This is a genomic window from Bradyrhizobium sp. CIAT3101, from assembly GCF_029714945.1.
In the GTDB taxonomy this organism is placed as follows: domain Bacteria; phylum Pseudomonadota; class Alphaproteobacteria; order Rhizobiales; family Xanthobacteraceae; genus Bradyrhizobium.
The window spans coordinates 1,051,283-1,070,000 of record NZ_CP121634.1; the positions used below are offsets into that span (position 1 = coordinate 1,051,283).

The 18,718-nt window shown below is 63.1% G+C and carries 12 protein-coding genes, 2 tRNA genes, 2 rRNA genes and 1 riboswitch (1 of these 17 only partly in view); of the genes, 9 read left to right on the top strand and 7 right to left on the bottom strand.

Annotated features, from left to right (window positions below; genetic code table 11):
- The first annotated feature begins 8 nt into the window (after nt 1-8).
- Nucleotides 9-452 (top strand): hypothetical protein, encoded by a 444-nt coding sequence (locus QA645_RS04770; protein WP_283048539.1) that lies wholly within the window; start codon nt 9-11, stop codon nt 450-452.
- Here the strand turns inward: QA645_RS04770 and QA645_RS04775 are convergent.
- Genes QA645_RS04775 through QA645_RS04785 form a run of 3 tightly spaced genes read right to left on the bottom strand, consistent with a single transcriptional unit; the run spans nt 449 to nt 3,364 of the window.
- Nucleotides 449-1,390, bottom strand: a complete 942-nt coding sequence (locus tag QA645_RS04775; RefSeq protein WP_283048540.1) for a prephenate/arogenate dehydrogenase family protein — start codon at nt 1,388-1,390, stop codon at nt 449-451. The two genes, QA645_RS04770 and QA645_RS04775, sit on opposite strands and share 4 nt — an antisense overlap.
- A complete protein-coding gene (hisC, locus tag QA645_RS04780) occupies nt 1,387-2,481 on the bottom strand; it encodes a histidinol-phosphate transaminase (RefSeq protein ID WP_283048541.1) in 1,095 nt (364 codons plus the stop codon). The genes QA645_RS04775 and hisC overlap by 4 nt, the downstream gene beginning before the upstream one ends.
- Nucleotides 2,482-2,515: 34 nt before the next feature.
- Nucleotides 2,516-3,364 (bottom strand): chorismate mutase, encoded by an 849-nt coding sequence (locus QA645_RS04785; protein WP_254134653.1) that lies wholly within the window; start codon nt 3,362-3,364, stop codon nt 2,516-2,518.
- Between the two features lie 194 nt (nt 3,365-3,558).
- A riboswitch (SAM riboswitch) is annotated at nt 3,559-3,638 on the top strand.
- A gap of 92 nt (nt 3,639-3,730) precedes the next feature.
- Here QA645_RS04785 and QA645_RS04790 point away from each other — a divergent pair.
- Together QA645_RS04790 and metW are read left to right on the top strand one after the other, a co-directional pair.
- Entirely contained in the window at nt 3,731-4,933 is a 1,203-nt protein-coding gene (locus QA645_RS04790; RefSeq protein ID WP_283048542.1) for a homoserine O-acetyltransferase, read from the top strand.
- A gap of 2 nt (nt 4,934-4,935) precedes the next feature.
- Complete coding sequence (gene metW / locus QA645_RS04795) at nt 4,936-5,598, top strand: methionine biosynthesis protein MetW (RefSeq protein ID WP_254134651.1); 663 nt, start codon at nt 4,936-4,938, stop codon at nt 5,596-5,598.
- Between the two features lie 14 nt (nt 5,599-5,612).
- Here metW and QA645_RS04800 read toward each other — a convergent pair whose 3' ends face one another.
- Nucleotides 5,613-6,476, bottom strand: coding sequence for an alpha/beta hydrolase (locus QA645_RS04800; RefSeq protein ID WP_283048545.1), 864 nt, complete (start codon nt 6,474-6,476; stop codon nt 5,613-5,615).
- A 216-nt stretch (nt 6,477-6,692) separates the two neighbouring features.
- Here QA645_RS04800 and QA645_RS04805 point away from each other — a divergent pair, with 216 nt between their 5' ends.
- Nucleotides 6,693-7,352: a TIGR02594 family protein gene (locus tag QA645_RS04805; protein WP_283048547.1), complete on the top strand. Its 660-nt coding sequence runs from the start codon at nt 6,693-6,695 to the stop codon at nt 7,350-7,352.
- A 133-nt stretch (nt 7,353-7,485) separates the two neighbouring features.
- Here QA645_RS04805 and QA645_RS04810 read toward each other — a convergent pair whose 3' ends face one another.
- The gene (locus QA645_RS04810) at nt 7,486-8,289 is read right to left on the bottom strand and encodes an MOSC domain-containing protein (RefSeq protein WP_283048549.1); all 804 of its coding nucleotides are present in this window, start codon (nt 8,287-8,289) and stop codon (nt 7,486-7,488) included.
- 243 nt (nt 8,290-8,532) lie between these two features.
- Between QA645_RS04810 and clpB the strand changes: the two genes are divergently transcribed.
- Entirely contained in the window at nt 8,533-11,172 is a 2,640-nt protein-coding gene (gene clpB, locus QA645_RS04815) for an ATP-dependent chaperone ClpB (RefSeq protein ID WP_283048551.1), read from the top strand.
- Between the two features lie 94 nt (nt 11,173-11,266).
- Here clpB and QA645_RS04820 read toward each other — a convergent pair whose 3' ends face one another.
- Entirely contained in the window at nt 11,267-12,886 is a 1,620-nt protein-coding gene (locus QA645_RS04820; protein ID WP_283048553.1) for an SMP-30/gluconolactonase/LRE family protein, read from the bottom strand.
- 155 nt (nt 12,887-13,041) lie between these two features.
- Complete coding sequence (locus tag QA645_RS04825) at nt 13,042-15,105, bottom strand: M23 family metallopeptidase (RefSeq protein ID WP_283048555.1); 2,064 nt, start codon at nt 15,103-15,105, stop codon at nt 13,042-13,044.
- Between the two features lie 1,021 nt (nt 15,106-16,126).
- On the opposite strand from QA645_RS04825, the gene QA645_RS04830 reads away from it, so the two are divergent.
- The 4 genes from QA645_RS04830 to QA645_RS04845 all read left to right on the top strand — a co-directional run.
- Nucleotides 16,127-17,613: ribosomal RNA gene (locus QA645_RS04830) — 16S ribosomal RNA — on the top strand.
- 191 nt (nt 17,614-17,804) lie between these two features.
- Nucleotides 17,805-17,881 (top strand) — tRNA-Ile (locus tag QA645_RS04835).
- 33 nt (nt 17,882-17,914) lie between these two features.
- A tRNA-Ala gene (locus tag QA645_RS04840) sits at nt 17,915-17,990 on the top strand.
- A 406-nt stretch (nt 17,991-18,396) separates the two neighbouring features.
- Nucleotides 18,397-18,718: ribosomal RNA gene (locus QA645_RS04845) — 23S ribosomal RNA — on the top strand; it runs 2,524 nt beyond the window's last position.
- The 16S and 23S rRNA genes sit together here with 2 tRNA genes alongside, the layout of an rRNA operon.

Below are 18,718 nucleotides of genomic sequence, written 5' to 3' on the forward strand. Positions count from 1 at the left end.
GACGGCCATTGTCCGACGGTCTTCTGATCCTTCGGCTTGCGCACGTCGTCGCCCGGCTTGGCCTGGCGATGACGGGCGCAGTCGGCGCCACCTTCGTCGCCGCATTGCTGATGCGGGCGGAGCTGCCTGGGTTCGACACCGTCGAATTCACTGTCTTGCTGATCGTGCTCGGCATGATCGGCGCCTATCTCGGGATCGACATCCCGCGCTGGCCGCAGCTTCGGCCTGGGCCGGCGCATCGATCGCCCGCGATCGGCCTCGCCAGCGCAACCGGCACGTTCCTCGCCGCCGGAGCGGGCCTGCTCGCGCTCTTTGCTTTCGTGTTCGACGAGACGTCCGATCCCGCTGGCAATCTGCTGTTCGGCGCCACCTGGATGCTGGGCGTATGCATGCAGATCGGCGCCGGTCTTGCCGGCCGGCGCCGTATCGCAGGGGGCAAGGACCGCGGCTAGCCGGGTTTCTTGTCGAGCTGCCCGTGCTGGCGGCCGAAGTCCGCAGCCGCCGAATCCTGGCCGATCTCGACGATGCCGCGGCGGATGGCGCGGGTGCGGGTGAAGTGATCGAACAGCGCTTCGCCGTCACCGCGACGGATCGCGCGGGTGAGCTTTGCGAGATCCTCGGTGAAGGTGCCGAGCATCTCCAGCACTGCGTCCTTGTTGGCGAGGAAGACGTCGCGCCACATCGTCGGGTCGGAGGCCGCGATGCGGGTGAAGTCGCGGAAGCCGCCGGCGGAGAACTTGATGACCTCCGATTCCGTCACCTGCTGCAGCTCGTCGGCGGTGCCGACGATGGTGTAGGCGATCAGATGCGGCAGATGGCTGGTGATCGCGAGCACGAGATCATGATGATCCGGCGTCATCACCTCGACCTTGGCACCCATCGCCGCCCAAAAGGCGCGCAAATGCGCGGTTGCGGCGGCGTCGGTGCCTTCCGGCGGCGTCAAAATGCACCAGCGGTTGATGAAGAGCTCGGCGAAGCCGGAATCCGGGCCCGAATGCTCGGTGCCCGCCACCGGATGCGCCGGCACGAAATGGACATGCTTCGGCAGATGCGGCGCCATGTCCTTGACGACAGCGCCCTTGACCGAGCCGACATCGGAGATGACGGCACCCGGCTTGAGATGCGCCGCAATCTCCTGTGCCACCGGCCCGCAGGCGCCGACGGGAATGCAGAGGATGACGAGATCGGCGTCCTTCACGGCTTCCGCATTGGTCGCCACGACCTGGTCGACGATGCCGAGCTCGAGCACCCGCGCGCGCGTCTTCTCCGAGCGCGCGGTGGTGACGATCTCGCCAGCCAAGCCCTGAAGCTTGGCAGCACGCGCGATCGAGCCGCCGATCAGACCGAAGCCGATCAGCGCGACGCGCTGGAAGTGCGGGTCCACGCTCATTTGTCGGCCATGAAGTCGCGCAGGGCGTCGACGACGAGGCGGTTGGCCTCCTCGGTGCCGATGGTCATGCGCAGCTGGTGGTGCAGGCCGTAGTTCTTCAGCGCGCGCAGCACGAGGCCGCGCTTGGTGAGATAGGCATCGGCCGCGTCCGAGGTCTTGCCTTCCTGCGGGAAGTGGATCAGCACGAAATTGGCAACGCCCGGGGTCACCTTCAGTCCGAGCTTGGTGATCTCCTCGGTGAGCCAGTTGCGCCAGGTCTCGGTGAACTGCTTCGACATCGCCTGGTGCGCGGTGTCCTCGATCGCGGCGACCGCGGCATACATCGCCGGCGTCGACACGTTGAACGGACCGCGGATGCGGTTGACGGCGTCGATGATGTGCTCGGGGCCGAACATCCAGCCGATGCGCAGGGCCGCGAGGCCGTGGATCTTGGAGAAGGTGTGCGTCACCACCGTATTGTCGGTGGTGGCGACGAGCTCGATCCCCATCTCGTAATCATTGCGCGAGACATAGTCGCAATAGGCGGCGTCCAGCACCAGCAGCACGTGCGACGGCAGGCCCGCGCGCAGGCGCTTGACCTCGTCGAACGGGATATAGGTGCCGGTCGGGTTGTTGGGGTTGGCGAGCCAGACCAGTTTCGTCTTCGGTGTCACCGCCTTGAGGATGGCGTCGACGTCGCAGGTCAGGTTCTTCTCGGCCGCGACCACGTTCTTGGCGCCGACCGCCATCGTCGCGATCGGGTAGACCAGGAAGCCGTGCGTGGTCGAGATCGCCTCGTCGCCGTGGCTGAGATAGGTGTGGGCGAGCAGGTTGAGGATTTCGTCCGAGCCGGCGCCGCAGATGATGCGGTTCGGATCGAGCCCGAAAGAACGGCCGATCGCCTCGCGCAGCACGCGCGAGGTTCCTTCCGGGTAGTCCTCCAGATGGTCCGCGACGTGCTTGAAGGCCTCGATCGCCTTGGGCGAGGGTCCGAACGGCGTCTCGTTGGCCGAGAGCTTGAACACCTTGCGGCCCGGCTCCGGCACCGGGGTCTTGCCGGGCGTGTAGGGCGCAATATCGAGAATGCCGGGATTCGGCACGGGGCGGGACATCTTCAACTCCGGATAGGCTTAGGCGGTACGCGATTTACGATTTCGGCCCGGTCGGGGGCACCGTATAGCGCGTTGCGTGGCTGCCGACGAGAGCCGTGGAGCGCACCGAGGCCCCTGCCTCGATCAGAGCAGCCCTGATTTTGTCGATGCTGGTGTCGCTGGTGACCGAGACCAGCAACGCTGCGCCGTCGAAGGCGGTATCGGGCACCGCCACGATATCGGCGAGCGGCGACAGCGCCCGCGCGACCTCGGCGTTCCACCCCGACACGCGCACGCTGAAGGTCTCGACCTCCGTCACCACGGCGCTGTCGGCGACGCGCGAGATCGCGAATACGGGCAGCGCCGCCGGATGGTCGGCGCGCTCGACGAAGGGCATGCGCGCAATGATCTTCGGCGCACCATCAGCCTCCAACTCCAGCCACCACGGCGTGCGGCTCGATGTCGCCGAGACCAGCGCCAGGTCGCCCTTGGATTTCGCCACGGCCTCGACCGCCGCCTGCGCGCTGAAATGCGCGACGTAAGGCACCGTGAAGCCGAAATGGAAGCGCACGGAATCACGCATCGCCGGCTCGCTCACCGAGATGTCGGCATGCACGGAGAACGGCGCCTGGACATAGGTGAAGGTCGAGATGATGACGCGCCAGATGCTCTCGACCGTGTCGAGCGGCAGAATGCCACGGTGGCGTTGCACGATGTCACGCATCATCGAGGCTTCGCGCGCCGGGCGGAACGCCGAGCCGACCTCCTGGGTCTGCTTCACCTGGATCAGGCGGTCGATGATGTCGCCGCGCTGCATCAGCAGGCGATGCATGCCCTCGTCGATCGCGTCGATCTCCTTGCGCAATTCCTGGAGAGATGGTGGCGCGGGCGGACGTTGGGACATATCTGCGAGTGCTGTTGTGAGTGGCGTTCCAATGCGGATCGGGCAAGCCGGATCCGCTGCGGTCGATGTCTTGATTAGGCAGTCAGGGCGGCGAAAGCAAAGAGAAATGACGACCTGCCAGGGAGCCCGCAGAGAGGCCATTTTGGCTTATCCGGACCGTGACTTGACGAAAAGGGCCCAAGCCGGTAGGTTTTTGCCTGTTCCGTGGTCATTTGAGCCGGCCGGCTTGCAGCCACGTTAAAAAACTCGCTAAACAGGCCGGGGACGCTTTCGATCCCGGCCGAACCTATCGTTCAGGCCGGGTTTTTTATGGCCTGATTTCATCGCGGTCTCACGTTTGATCGCAAACGAGGTCGATGGTCAGAGATGGTTGGCGTCAAGTCTGTCCCCAGTCCCGCGATCAGTGCCGACGACCGGTCGCATGAGGTCGATCATCCGAGTTCGGAGGTCGCGCAGTTCGGCGCCGACCAGCCGCTGCGGCTCGATTGTGGCATCGATCTCACCCCGTTCCAGATCGCCTACAAGACCTATGGTGAGCTCAACGCCGATCGCTCCAACGCGGTGCTGATCTGCCATGCGCTGACCGGTGATCAGCACGTCGCCAATGTGCATCCCGTCACCGGCAAATCCGGCTGGTGGGAGACGCTGGTCGGTCCCGGCCGTCCGCTCGATCCCAGCCGTTACTTCATCATCTGCTCCAACGTGATCGGCGGTTGCATGGGCTCGACGGGGCCCGCCTCGATCAATCCCGCAACCGGCAAGGTGTGGGGCCTGGATTTCCCCGTCATCACCATCCCCGACATGGTGCGCGCGCAGGCGATGCTGATCGACCGGCTCGGCATCGACACGCTGTTCGCCGTCGTCGGCGGCTCGATGGGCGGCATGCAGGTGCTGCAATGGACCGCGGCCTATCCCAAGCGCGTCTACTCGGCGCTGGCGATTGCCTGTTCGACGCGGCATTCGGCACAGAACATCGCCTTCCACGAGCTCGGCCGCCAGGCCGTGATGGCCGATCCCGACTGGCACAACGGCGCCTACGCCGATCAGGGCATCCATCCGCATCGCGGCCTCGCGGTCGCGCGCATGGCTGCGCACATCACCTATCTTTCGGACGCAGCACTGCATCGAAAATTCGGCCGCCGCATGCAGGACCGCGAGCTGCCGACTTTCTCGTTCGATGCCGATTTCCAGGTCGAGTCCTATCTGCGCTACCAGGGCTCGTCCTTCGTCGAGCGCTTCGACGCCAACTCCTATCTCTATCTCACGCGCGCGATGGATTATTTCGACATCGCCGGCGACCATGGCGGCGTGCTGGCGAAAGCGTTCGCGGGAATCCAGACCCGCTTCTGCGTGGTCTCCTTCACCAGCGACTGGCTGTTCCCGACTTCGGAGTCGCGCGCGCTGGTGCACGCGCTGAATGCGTCGAGTGCGCGGGTGTCGTTTGCCGAGATCGAGACCGACCGCGGCCACGATGCCTTCCTGCTCGACGTGCCCGAATTCTTCGACATCTCCCGCGCCTTCCTGCAATCGGCAGGCAAGGCGCGCGGGCTCACCAGCAAGGACGGCTAGCGATGTCTGTACAGCAAGTGCTGCCGCTCAACGGTCTCACTGCGGAGCAGTCCGGCCCGTTTCGCGCCGACCATCTGCTGGTCGCCGAGATGGTCAAGCCGGGCTCGAAAGTGCTCGACGTCGGCTGCGGCGACGGCGATCTGCTTCAGTTGCTCGAGACCCGCGGCATTGACGGCCGTGGCATCGAGCTGTCGCGCGAGGGCGTCAACCGCTGCGTGGCAAAAGGCCTCGCGGTGGTGCAGGGCGATGCCGATACCGACCTCGTCAACTATCCCGATGACGCCTTCGACTACGTGATCCTGTCGCAGACGCTGCAGGCGACGCGGCAGCCCAAGGCCGTGCTGGAGAATTTGCTGCGCATCGGCCGTCGCGCCATCGTGTCGTTCCCGAATTTCGGCTTCTGGCGGATGCGCCTGCAGCTCCTGGTCGGCGGCCACATGCCGCGCACGGAGAATCTGCCGGCCAGCTGGTACGACACCGCCAACATCCATTTCTGCACCATCAAGGACTTCGTCGAGCTCTGCGACGCCATCGGCGTCAAGATGGAGCGCGCCGAGGCACTCGACCTCTACGGCCGCCCGCTGCGGCTGCGATTGCCCTGGTGGGTGTGGAATCTGTTCGGCGAGCAGGGCGTGTTCCTGCTGAGCCGCGGGCAGGGGAAGTGATGAGGAGCTGGCAGTCAGTGCGCCGCCAGCGACCTCGGATCGCGCACCGGCCATCTCCCGGCCTCCACCAGCGCCACGAACCGCTCCACGCTCGCGTTGAACAGCGCGGGCTCTTCTAGATTGAGCACGTGACCCGATTTCGGAAACATCGCGAGCCCCGCCGCCGGCAGATGCTTCTTCAGGAACAGGCTCGCCCCGACACAAGGGTCATCCTCGTCGCCGCAGATGATCAGCGCCGGCGTGGCGGCCTTCTTGATCGCATCCGTCAGGGTGTAGATCGAGGGACGGCCGCCCTGGAAGCCGCGCATCGTGTTCGCTGATCCCCTGGAATCGTGCCGCGCCAGCGCGGCGTAGAAATCGGCGTGGCCGCGCGGATCCTTCACCAGGAAGGGAATCCGGCTCGGCGCCTCGCGCGTGACCTTTGCGACCTCGGCGGAGCCGAGTGTCTCGAATTGCTCGGCATTGGTGCGGCACTGCTTGCGCCAATTGTCGAGGTTCTCGAGCTCGGAGCCGGAGCCGACACCGGCAAGCGTCATCGACAGCGCGCGCTGCGGCGCGTTCAATCCGATCTGCAGCGACGAGTAAGCACCCATCGAAAGACCGACGAGATGCGCGCGCTCGATCTTGAGATGGTCGAGCACCGCGAGCGCATCGGTGTAGAAATGTTCGTAGCTGTAGACCTCGCCCGCCGGAACGTCGGATGGCGTGTAGCCGCGCGCGGAATAGGTGATGCAGCGGTGGCCGCGCGAGAAGTAACGCATCTGCGGCTCCCAATTGGTGTAGTCGGCCGCGAACTCGTGCAGAAAAATGATTGGCGTTCCCTGACCCGCTTCTTCGAAATAGATGCGGACGTCGTCCCTGGTCGTGGCGTGGGGCATTAACTGTTTCCCTCTCTTCAGGCCGTGACTTCAGGATTGCAGTTAACGCTGTTGTCCGCAATGAGGCAGCTTCACACCAGTACTGACGCAAGATCATCGCAGCTATTCGCCGCCCTCGGCGTCTTTTTCTCGCCACATCCGGCGGCTTAACGGCCAGACGGAGGTCGGCCACCGCACGGGCCGATTGGAAGTGGGGGTGTCAACGAAGGATGAGTAATGTTGGAGTTGTTTGCGTCTCGCCTGTCGCGCTGTGTTATCGCGCTGGCGATTTTCTTCGCGGCGGTTGCCGTGTTCGTTTCTCCGGCCTCAGCGCGGCCGCATCATCGTCATAGCGCAGAGCGGCACGCTTACGTGCATCACGCCAGACATCATCACTATCGCCATCATGCACGCAGTTCGCGCTTCGAGCGCGGCGCGGCGCAATTGCAGGCGAGCGGATTCGCCGACACCCAGGCCAGCTACAATCCGAATGCTAATGTCGGTGGCATGGCCAATAACGGCATGGCTGCAGGCGCCGGCGTTGGCGGCGGGTCCGGTCTCGTCTCCGAGGCGCGCCGCTACATTGGCGGCAACCCGACCGGTCGCGGCAGCCTGTGGTGCGCGCGCTTCATGAACATGGTGCTGCAGCACACCGGCCATCAGGGCACCGGCTCCGACATGGCGAGCTCGTTCGCGCATTACGGTACGCGCGTCTCCGGTCCGCAGGTCGGCGCCATCGCGGTGATGTCGCGTGGCCGCCGCGGCGGTCATGTCGGCATCATCACCGGCATCGACGCGCAGGGCAATCCGATCATGATCTCCGGCAACAACGGCAACCGCGTCCGCGAAGCTCCGATCTCGCGCGGCCGGATCTATGCGTATGTGATGCCGAATTGACGGAGTGACAGTGCCGTAGCGAGGGTGTCGTAGGGTGGGCAAAGGCGCGCACGCGCCGTGCCCACCACCTCTCTGAAGTCGGAAAGAACGTGGGCACGCTTCGCTTTGCCCACCCTACGGGACCGGTGCCAGCTCACACGAGCTTCGGCTCTTCCACCGCGACAGCATCACCGACGCCGATCTCGCCGTCCGCCACCACCTCGGCATAGATGCCGCAATCCATGTGGCCGAGATTGCGCGACAGCGTCGGCGGTATCTCGAGATCGCGTATGGCGGTGTCGGGATCGACGTTGACGGCCGGGCAGCGCACGATGCGCTTGACCACCTTCAGCCGGGCCTGCCCGATCGCGAGCGTCTGGCCGACCAGCTCAAGTTCGGACCACGCCGGCCAGCCCGTCACGTAGAGATTGCCGCGGAAGCGCAGCGGATTGACGGCGACACCGCCGAGCATGGTCTCGATGGCGCGAACGCTGTTGAGATTGATGATCGACACGACCTTGCGGGCGACGTCGGAAAAGCTGTGGTCCCGGCCGGACAGCACTTTTGGCGGCCCCTTCAGCTCCGGCTGGAAATTCTCCGTGAAGTAACCCTCGATGGCGGTGCGCCCCGCCGCGGTCTCGAGATCGCCGCTGGCGACGACCTGGCCGTCCTTGCGGATGGTGAGGCTGTTGGTGGCGTCCTCGAACCGGCTATCGAGGGACGCCAGCCGCTCATTGCGGGCCAGCATCAGGAACTGGATTTTCGGCTTCCAGGCGGGAGCTTCCGGATCGAACCCGCTCGGGCCGTTCTCGATGGCGTAGCGGCGGTCGGCGGGGAGGGTCTGGCCGGTTCGCAGGGGAACCCGGAGCAGGGATTCCGGCGTCAGGCCCTTGATCGGGTAGCGGTAGAGGCCGGTGATTTCGGCGGTCCGGCTGGCTGTCTTTGCGCTGAAGTTCATGGGCCTACTTATGGGGATTCGACCCGCCGCCGCCAAGCAGGCTGATCAGAGCACGAAATTGTGAACTCGCCTCTTCCGATCCGAGGGCACGCTTCCCACATCTGGGTCAGGCCGGCGCCAGCGTCGGCTGATAACGACCGCTGTTGGTTGAGGAACGTCAACGCAGCATGCGGAAACCCAATGAAGATGCCGTTTGGGGTGCCTTAGAGGGCCCCAGGGGCAGGCCGAGGGACAAAAAACACCATGAACATCGACAAATATACCGAACGCTCCAGGGGCTTCATCCAGTCCGCGCAGTCGCTTGCGGTGCGCGAGGGGCATCAGCAGTTTTCGACCCTGCACGTCCTGAAAGTGCTGCTGGACGACAATGAGGGGCTGGCGTCCGGCCTGATCGACCGCGCCGGCGGCAATTCCCGCGCAATTCTGAAGGCGACCGAGGACGCCCTCAACAAGGTGCCGAAGGTCTCAGGCGGCGGTGCCGGCCAGATCTATCTGGCGCCCGAGCTCGCGCGCACCTTCGACGCCGCCGAAAAGGCCGGCGAGAAGGCGGGCGACAGCTTCGTCACCGTCGAGCGGCTCCTGCTCGGTCTCACGCTGGAGAAGACCAGCGAGGCAGGCAGCATTCTCGCCAAGGGCGGCGTCACCCCACAAAATCTCAACGCCGCGATCGAGGCGCTGCGCAAGGGCCGCACCGCCGACAGCGCGACCGCCGAGAATGCCTATGAGGCGCTGAAGAAATATGCCCGCGACCTGACCCAGGCTGCGCGCGACGGCAAGCTCGACCCGGTCATCGGCCGCGACGAGGAGATCCGCCGCACCATCCAGGTGCTGTCGCGCCGGACCAAGAACAATCCCGTCCTGATCGGCGAGCCCGGCGTCGGCAAGACCGCGATCGCGGAAGGGCTCGCGCTGCGCATCGTCAATGGCGACGTGCCCGAGAGCCTGCAGGACAAGAAGCTGCTGTCGCTCGACCTGGGCGCGCTCATTGCGGGTGCAAAATACCGTGGTGAGTTCGAGGAGCGGCTGAAGGCCGTGCTCCAGGAAGTCACCGCGAGCGAGGGCACCTTCATCCTGTTCATCGACGAGATGCACACGTTGATCGGCGCGGGCAAGGGCGATGGCGCGATGGACGCCTCCAACCTGCTCAAGCCGGCGCTTGCGCGCGGCGAGCTGCACTGCATCGGCGCGACCACGCTCGACGAGTACCGCAAGCATGTCGAGAAGGATGCGGCGCTGGCGCGGCGCTTCCAGCCGATCTTCGTCAGCGAGCCCTCGGTCGAGGACACGATCTCGATCCTGCGTGGCTTGAAGGACAAGTACGAGCAGCACCATGGCGTGCGGATCACCGATTCCGCGCTCGTGGCGGCCACGACGCTGTCCAATCGCTACATCACCGACCGCTTCCTGCCCGACAAGGCCATCGACCTCATGGACGAGGCGGCCGCGCGGCTGAAGATGCAGGTCGATTCCAAGCCGGAAGAGCTGGATTCGCTCGACCGCGAGATCATCCGGCTCAAGATCGAGCAGGAGGCCCTCAAGAAGGAGAGCGATCTCGGCTCCAAGACCCGTCTGGAGTCGCTTCAGAAGGAGCTCGCCGAGCTCGAGGAGAAATCCGCGGCGCTCACCGCGCGCTGGAGCTCGGAAAAGAACAAGCTCTCCAACGCCCAGAAGCTGAAGTCGGAACTCGACGCCCTGCGCGTCGATCTGGCCGATGCGCAACGGCGTGGCGAGTTCCAGAAGGCGGGTGAGCTGGCCTATGGCCGGATCCCGCAGCTGGAGAAGCAACTCGCCGACATCGAGGCGCGTGAAGGCTCCGGCGAGATGATGGAGGAGGCGGTGACCGCCAACCACATCGCGCAGGTGGTCTCGCGCTGGACCGGCGTGCCCGTCGACAAGATGCTGGAAGGCGAGAAAGAGAAGCTCCTGAAGATGGAGGAGCAGCTCGGACAGCGCGTCGTCGGCCAAGCCGAGGCCGTGCGTGCGGTCGCGACCGCCGTGCGCCGCTCGCGCGCGGGCCTGCAGGACCCGAACCGGCCGACCGGCTCGTTCATGTTCTTGGGCCCCACCGGCGTCGGCAAGACCGAGCTGACCAAGGCGCTCGCCGAGTACCTGTTCAACGACGAGACCGCGATGGTCCGCCTCGACATGTCCGAATACATGGAGAAGCATTCGGTCTCGCGGCTGATCGGCGCGCCTCCGGGCTATGTCGGTTACGACGAGGGCGGTGCGCTCACCGAAGCGGTGCGGCGGCGGCCTTATCAGGTCGTGCTGTTCGACGAGATCGAGAAAGCGCATCCGGACGTCTTCAACGTCCTGTTGCAGGTGCTCGATGACGGCCGCCTGACCGATGGTCAGGGCCGCACCGTCGATTTCCGCAACACGCTGATCATCATGACCTCGAACCTCGGCTCGGAGTTTTTGGTGAATCAACCCGAGGGCGAAGACACCTCTGCCGTGCGTGAGCAGGTGATGGGGATGGTGCGCGGACATTTCCGCCCCGAATTCCTGAACCGCGTCGACGAGATCATCCTGTTCCATCGCTTGCAGAGGAGCGAGATGGGTCGGATCGTCGAGATCCAGTTCGCGCGGCTGCAGAAGCTGCTGACCGATCGCAAGATCGTGCTGACGCTCGACGCTGCGGGCCGCGATTGGCTCGCCGCCAAGGGCTGGGATCCCGCCTACGGGGCTCGGCCGCTCAAGCGGGTGGTGCAGCGCTATCTGCAGGATCCGCTGGCCGAGATGATCCTGGGCGGCGATGTCAGGGACGGCGATCATGTTGCGATCTCGTCGGCAGGCAATGTGCTGACCTTCAACGGGAAGGTGTCGCAGACCGCCGAGATCACGCAGTTCGAGGCGCCGACATCGAAGCGCAAGCTGAACTGATCATCGGCGCGCACAACTAGATAAAATCGCCCCGGAGAGGTCATCCTCTCCGGGGCGATGTTTGTTGGCGTCGGTCGGCCGGCCGAGGACCGCGCTATTTCTTCACGACCTTGTAGATCGCGTTCTCGATGTCGGAGCTGAAATAGATGACGTCGGAGGTGCCGACGGCGACGCCCGTCGGGATGTTGCTGGGCAGGCCGCCGGGCGCACCGGCCAGGCCGATCGGAAGATTGGCCGCGATCTCGGTGACCTTGCCGCTGTCGGGCGCGATCTCGATCAGGCGCTTGGCGCCGACCTCCGCCACGATCAATCTGCCGTCGCTCGCGCGCGCAATGCCTTCGGGCATTTTCAACTCCTTGGCGAGCACGGTTTTCTCGCCGTTCTTGTCGATCCTGGAGACGGTGCCGGCAAAGGCTTCGGTGACATAGACCTCGTCGCTGGAGCCGCCGACGAGCCCGACCGGGCCCTCGAGACCTCCGATCACCGTGGTGCGATCCTTGCCATGCTCGCCGCTGACGCGGACCAGCGATTTGGTGCCGAGCTCGGCCACCAGGATGGTGCCGTCGCCCAGCACGATCGCATCATGCGGCGCCTTGAAGCCGTGCATCATCTCGCGCGTGGCGCCGGTCTTGCCGTCGATCACCTGCACCGTGCCGGTGAACCAGCTCGACAGGATCACGTCGTTGCCCTTCGCGGTCGCGCTCATCGGATATTCGAGGGTGACGCCGTCGGCATGCATGCGCGCCTTCTCGGTGACCTCGCCGGTCGCCCCGTCCACCGTGCGATAAGCGAACACGTCGGCGACGTGAATCGTATCCTTGCCGTTGTCCGAGGTGACGCCGATGCCGCCGGGCAAAGCGAGCTTGCCGATGATGATCTGCTTCGCCTGGCCGGTCGCCGGGTCGACCTCCTGGATGCCGTTGTCGGCCATGTTAGAGACGTAGATGCGGTCCTTGTCGTCGATCGCGAGATTGTCCAGCGACGGCTTCAGTTGCGCGACCACGGTCTTGGCGCCGGACTTGGGATCGACCCGAACGAGCTGGCCGAGCGCGGTATCGACCACCCAGAGATTGCCCTTGGAATCGAAGTTCACGGCGGCCGGGACCTTGAAGCCGTCGGCGACGACGGTCAGCTCGGCCTTGTCGACATCGACCCTGGCCACCTGTCCCTTGAACCAGAGCGGACCGTAGAGCTTGTCGTCCGGACCAAACTCGAAGCCGTTGAGGCCGCCCATCTTCTCCATGATCTGACGGGGCGGTTTGACGCCCTCGACGTCGATCTCATAGAGCGTGTCGCCGAGGAAAACGGTGGTGGCGTAGAGCCGGCCGTCCTTGCGGTAGGCGAGCGAGTTGATGCCGGGAAGGCCGCTGGCGAGCTTCTTGATCGGGCCGTCGCCCTTTTGCGAATAGAGATCGCCGGCCAGGAATCCGGTCCAGGCCATGGCGCCATCGGGCGCGAATGCGATGTCGTCGGCCATTCCGATCGGCGAGGGAATCGCGATCTTGGCCGTGCCGCCCGCGATGTCGACCTCATAGAGGGCCGCGCCCGCGACGCTGCCGGCAAACAGATGGCCGGCCTTGTCGATACCTAGTCCGTGCACGCCGTGGAACGCCGAGCCCGGGACGAGCTTCGTGACCTCCCAGCTCTCCGCAAATGTGCTCGTGCTCGAGAAAATTGCAGCGATGAACGCTGCGCAGGCGAGCCTGTGCGTCATGGCGAGACCTCCCTTTTTTGGAAAGTATTCGCCCGTTGCACCGCTTTGGCAAACGAAACTTGAAATTGTAGCGCTGTGGGATGACGTCGCACCACGACGTCATGTCAGATCATTTTTTTGCGGAGACGTCCGGTCGATTACGACCGTTGATCCAATCAGCGGTTGCTGACCTGGAGCGGGCCGCCGGTGGCGTCCGACATGCGGGCGATGGCGCCGCCGCGGCCGCTCATCATGCCGTCGAGACGGTCGCGTTCCTTCTCGAAGCCCGCGAGCATCGGCCCTTCCAGCGAACGGCCGCGCGGCAGTTTCACGCGCATCGGATCGACGAAGCGGCCGTTGACCAGGATTTCGTAGTGAACGTGCGGGCCGGTCGACTGGCCGGTCGAGCCGACGAAGCCGATGACCTGGCCCTGCCGCACCTTCTTGCCGGGCTCCATGCCCTTGGCGAAAGCCGACATATGGCCGTAGGCGGTCTCGTAGCCGTTGTTGTGCTTGATGCGGACGTATTTGCCGTAGCCGCCTTCGAGCTGGGCCTTTTCGATCACGCCGTTGCCGGCGGCGAAAATCGGCGTGCCGTAGGCGGTAGCCCAGTCGACGCCGGTGTGCATCTTCACATAGCCGAGGATCGGATGGCGGCGGCCGCCGAAGCCGGAGCGCATGATGGCGCTGTTGACGGGCTTGCGGACCAGGAACTTCTTCGCGCTCTTGCCGGTCTCGTCGTAATAGTCGACGACGCCGTCGTCGGGGCTCTGGTAGCGATAATATTTCTTGGTTTCGCCGCCGACCGTCAGCGATGCGAACAGCACCTCGCTCTTGTCGACCGCCGTCGAGCCCTCGTCTTCGCCCGCGTAGAACACGTCGAACGAGTCGCCCGGCGCGACCTTGCGCTGGAAATCGACGTCGTAGGAGTAGATCTTGATCATGTCGTCGATGACCGGCATCGGCACTTTGTTGCGCATCGCGGTCTCGTAGATGCTCTGGTAGAGCCGCACGCCGGTGCCGTCGTCATCGTCATCGTCATCGCTGTTGGCGTTGGCCGTGGCGTCGGCGACGGTATTCATGCTGGAAACGTCGACCGCGACGTATTTGCCGAGATCGGACAGCGCCGCGATCGCCTCGACCATGGTGTCGTTGGCCACGACGACGCGATAGGGCTGCAGCCTGGCGCCGGGGCTTGCGGGCGCCATCAGGATGCGAAGCTTTTCGCCGTCCTTCAGGCCGCCGTCGCGGCCGCGGGGGCCGAGGGTTGCTGCGATCGATTTGATTTCGTCGGGCGTGGCGCCGAGATCGCGCAGCACGGAGGAGACCGAGTCGCCCTTCTTGACGACGTGGACGCGCTCGCCGTTGGGATTGCCGCCGGTGATCTGCTCTTTGGTCTTCGGCAGCAGCGTGACGTTTTCCGGAACCACGCGGGTCTCGAAGCCGGCATAGGGATCGGACGGCGACACTTCGGTGGCATAGGCCATCTTCATGTCGGACGGGCCGGTCGCGCCGGAGATGTCGGCGGTGGCATTGGCGAGCGAGGCGTAGCGAACCCCGCCATTGCCGCGCCAATTGGCGGCATCGCGCACCCGCATCAGGATGTCGTCGAGCGCCACCACGGCGGAAATCTTGGCCTTCGGCAGCACCGGCGAGAGATCCTTCGTGACGAAGGAGACCTCGGCGTCGGGCTCGACGGCCTCGGGATTGTTCGGATCGTCGGTTGCGGTCTTCGGATCGGAGCCGACGTCGGTGAGCAGACGCTGCGCGTTGAACGGCGGAATTTTCGCCGACAGATCGCTCGTCGTCATCGACAGATTGCCGGCGATCCGGACGAAGGGACGCACGCGCATCACGTCGCGGTTGCCGACGCGGGCGACCGTCGAGACGCGCACGATGTTACGCGAGGCGGTGGAATCGTTCGGCGGCGGCAGGCGGTCGCTCTTGTGCAGCGTGGCGGCACGATCGGCGGCACTGAACGCACCGCGCAGCGCGCCTTCGACCCGCTCCGGAACCTTGGCGAAGGTCATTTCGCCGTCGAGAGATGCGAAAACGGCGCCGCCGATCAGGGCTGCGCCGCAGAGTCCGGTCAGAATTGTACCGCTGAACCATTGCACCGAGACGCGACGGCGATCAATCACGGCGGCCTCGGAACCATCGACGGACAGCGGCGGCTCGTGGCCGAGATCGATGATCCCGGTCTCACGCCCGTAAGCGCCGCGTGACGTCCTCTGGTTCAACCCAAGTCCCCCAATCAACGACCCGAGACCCTTCGCTCCGTGCTGTTCCCTGGTCGCCCTCTTGCAGGGGCATCGCGGGAAAAGCCGAGCCGTACAGGTGTTCGCGCTCAGAAGGCCCCGATGCAGGGCCCGGCCGAAATTACGAACAGCTGGGAAGGTGAAGGTCTCTCGATGTCTTTCGAAGGTCCGAAGAAGGCCGCGTCATCATCAGATCGCCTTCTCTGAACCCCATGAAAATCGCCGGCAGCCCCCACTGGCATTCCGCGATTCAAGCTTGTCTCATACCAGAACGCCGCGGGATTGTGGCTCTAGTACGGCGCCTAATATGGAAAAAGTTTCCTGAACGGCCGGGCGCCAGGGCCCCAGGCAGAGGGTCGCCCCAAGCCGCTTCCGGAGTCCCCACCCGGGTCCCTCCGGAGCCCCTTCCGAGCCCCTTCCGAGCCCCCTGGGACCCAAACTTTTTTTCAGATTTTTTGCCGGGCGGCGTCGCTTCGGCGAACCAGTGCCCTTCTAATTGACTGGAATCGCTGGATTATTTTCCACAATCCACTGTGCGACGATTTGTTGACGATTGGCGTTGACAGCCCGGAAGGTGGGGCCTATAACCCCAACCACTGAGCGCGGCGCCGCCGGGTCACTGACCAAGGCGAGCGAACGCGCCACTGATGCTCCTCAACTTGTTGAGTGACACAACAGCCGACACAATCGGTTGGAGTCATTCGACGTCGGTAAGAGTGTCGGAACCCTTCCACTCTGGAAGGTTGGGGCCTCCTGGTCCCGGGCTGTTTGACAAGTGAAGATGAAGAAAGAGAAACGTGGACGGCGGAGTCCTTGCGCCTCTCGGACCACTTAAGAGCTTCGGCTTTTGAGTACTGAGAGAGGACGAAAGACTTCGGCGGTACACGTTTCAAAGGAAACACCATCGTTGTCCGCGATGTGAATCGCAGACAGCAAGTCGATTTCGGTCGACAATGGTGGGACCTCGTCAAACGTTGTGATCAGCCGGTTCAAAGTTCAAGTCCAACTTGAGAGTTTGATCCTGGCTCAGAGCGAACGCTGGCGGCAGGCTTAACACATGCAAGTCGAGCGGGCGTAGCAATACGTCAGCGGCAGACGGGTGAGTAACGCGTGGGAACGTACCTTTTGGTTCGGAACAACACAGGGAAACTTGTGCTAATACCGGATAAGCCCTTACGGGGAAAGATTTATCGCCGAAAGATCGGCCCGCGTCTGATTAGCTAGTTGGTAGGGTAATGGCCTACCAAGGCGACGATCAGTAGCTGGTCTGAGAGGATGATCAGCCACATTGGGACTGAGACACGGCCCAAACTCCTACGGGAGGCAGCAGTGGGGAATATTGGACAATGGGGGCAACCCTGATCCAGCCATGCCGCGTGAGTGATGAAGGCCCTAGGGTTGTAAAGCTCTTTTGTGCGGGAAGATAATGACGGTACCGCAAGAATAAGCCCCGGCTAACTTCGTGCCAGCAGCCGCGGTAATACGAAGGGGGCTAGCGTTGCTCGGAATCACTGGGCGTAAAGGGTGCGTAGGCGGGTTTTTAAGTCAGGGGTGAAATCCTGGAGCTCAACTCCAGAACTGCCTTTGATACTGAAGATCTTGAGTCCGGGAGAGGTGAGTGGAACTGCGAGTGTAGAGGTGAAATTCGTAGATATTCGCAAGAACACCAGTGGCGAAGGCGGCTCACTGGCCCGGTACTGACGCTGAGGCACGAAAGCGTGGGGAGCAAACAGGATTAGATACCCTGGTAGTCCACGCCGTAAACGATGAATGCCAGCCGTTAGTGGGTTTACTCACTAGTGGCGCAGCTAACGCTTTAAGCATTCCGCCTGGGGAGTACGGTCGCAAGATTAAAACTCAAAGGAATTGACGGGGGCCCGCACAAGCGGTGGAGCATGTGGTTTAATTCGACGCAACGCGCAGAACCTTACCAGCCCTTGACATGTCCAGGACCGGTCGCAGAGATGTGACCTTCTCTTCGGAGCCTGGAACACAGGTGCTGCATGGCTGTCGTCAGCTCGTGTCGTGAGATGTTGGGTTAAGTCCCGCAACGAGCGCAACCCCCGTCCTTAGTTGCTACCATTTAGTTGAGCACTCTAAGGAGACTGCCGGTGATAAGCCGCGAGGAAGGTGGGGATGACGTCAAGTCCTCATGGCCCTTACGGGCTGGGCTACACACGTGCTACAATGGCGGTGACAATGGGATGCTAAGGGGTGACCCTTCGCAAATCTCAAAAAGCCGTCTCAGTTCGGATTGGGCTCTGCAACTCGAGCCCATGAAGTTGGAATCGCTAGTAATCGTGGATCAGCACGCCACGGTGAATACGTTCCCGGGCCTTGTACACACCGCCCGTCACACCATGGGAGTTGGTTTTACCTGAAGACGGTGCGCTAACCGCAAGGAGGCAGCCGGCCACGGTAGGGTCAGCGACTGGGGTGAAGTCGTAACAAGGTAGCCGTAGGGGAACCTGCGGCTGGATCACCTCCTTTCTAAGGATGATCCTTCAGCGAGCTTCGGCTCACTATCGGATCGTTTTAGAAACATCAGGGGCCAACAGATCGCCAGATCGTTGAGCTCCATTGGCGGGATTTCGCCGTCTACGTTTCTCTTTCTTCGCGGACGAACACGCGCTGGGCCTGCATGCGCAGGATCCCATGGTCCTTAACGGGATATGCGTTAGGGGCTTGTAGCTCAGTTGGTTAGAGCGCGCGCTTGATAAGCGTGAGGTCGGAAGTTCAAGTCTTCCCAGGCCCACCACACTCATCGAGTGAGCATTCGTCTTCTGGTTACGGGGCCATAGCTCAGCTGGGAGAGCGCGTGCTTTGCAAGCATGAGGTCGTCGGTTCGATCCCGTCTGGCTCCACCAGATGGTTTGATCACCGAGATCTTGTACCGTCGTCCGCGAAACATCACTTCGCATCCTGCTAGTCTGGATAGACAGCAAGATGCGTGTTTTCTGACATCGTAAAGAGGAGATCGATCCGAGTTGGGTCGTGTAGCAGATTGCTGCGCGAGCCTTCATTATCTCCGGATCATTTCGGCGCTCGCGCGCTTTTCAGTGTGGCTCACAAGGCTGCGTCTGAAAGACGAGCGAGTTGTAAATGATCCTTTTAGCGAAGCTTGACCGCCTCGCTATCGGAACGATCTTACGAAGCAAGCTGGTCTTTCTAATCATTGTCCGGCTGCGAGAATAGCGTTCATCGAGGACGCGCGTCGCAAGACAATCTCGCAGACAACATTCTGCCGAGTGTGTGGACATTGATAATGAGAGCAATCAAGTGCCTTAAGGGTGTTCGGTGGATGCCTTGGCGCTGAGAGGCGATGAAGGACGTGCTACGCTGCGATAAGCCGTGGGGAGCTGCGAAGAAGCTTTGATCCGCGGATTTCCGAATGGGGAAACCCACCTTCGATAGCCGGAACTCCAAGACCTTTGGTTTTGGGGTTTGACCAGAAATGATCGGATCCTTGACCGCGAGGTTTTGGATTTCCGGTTATCAAGAGAAGGTATGAGACTTCTGAATACATAGGAGGTTTCAAGCAAACCCAGGGAACTGAAACATCTAAGTACCTGGAGGAAAGGACATCAACAGAGAC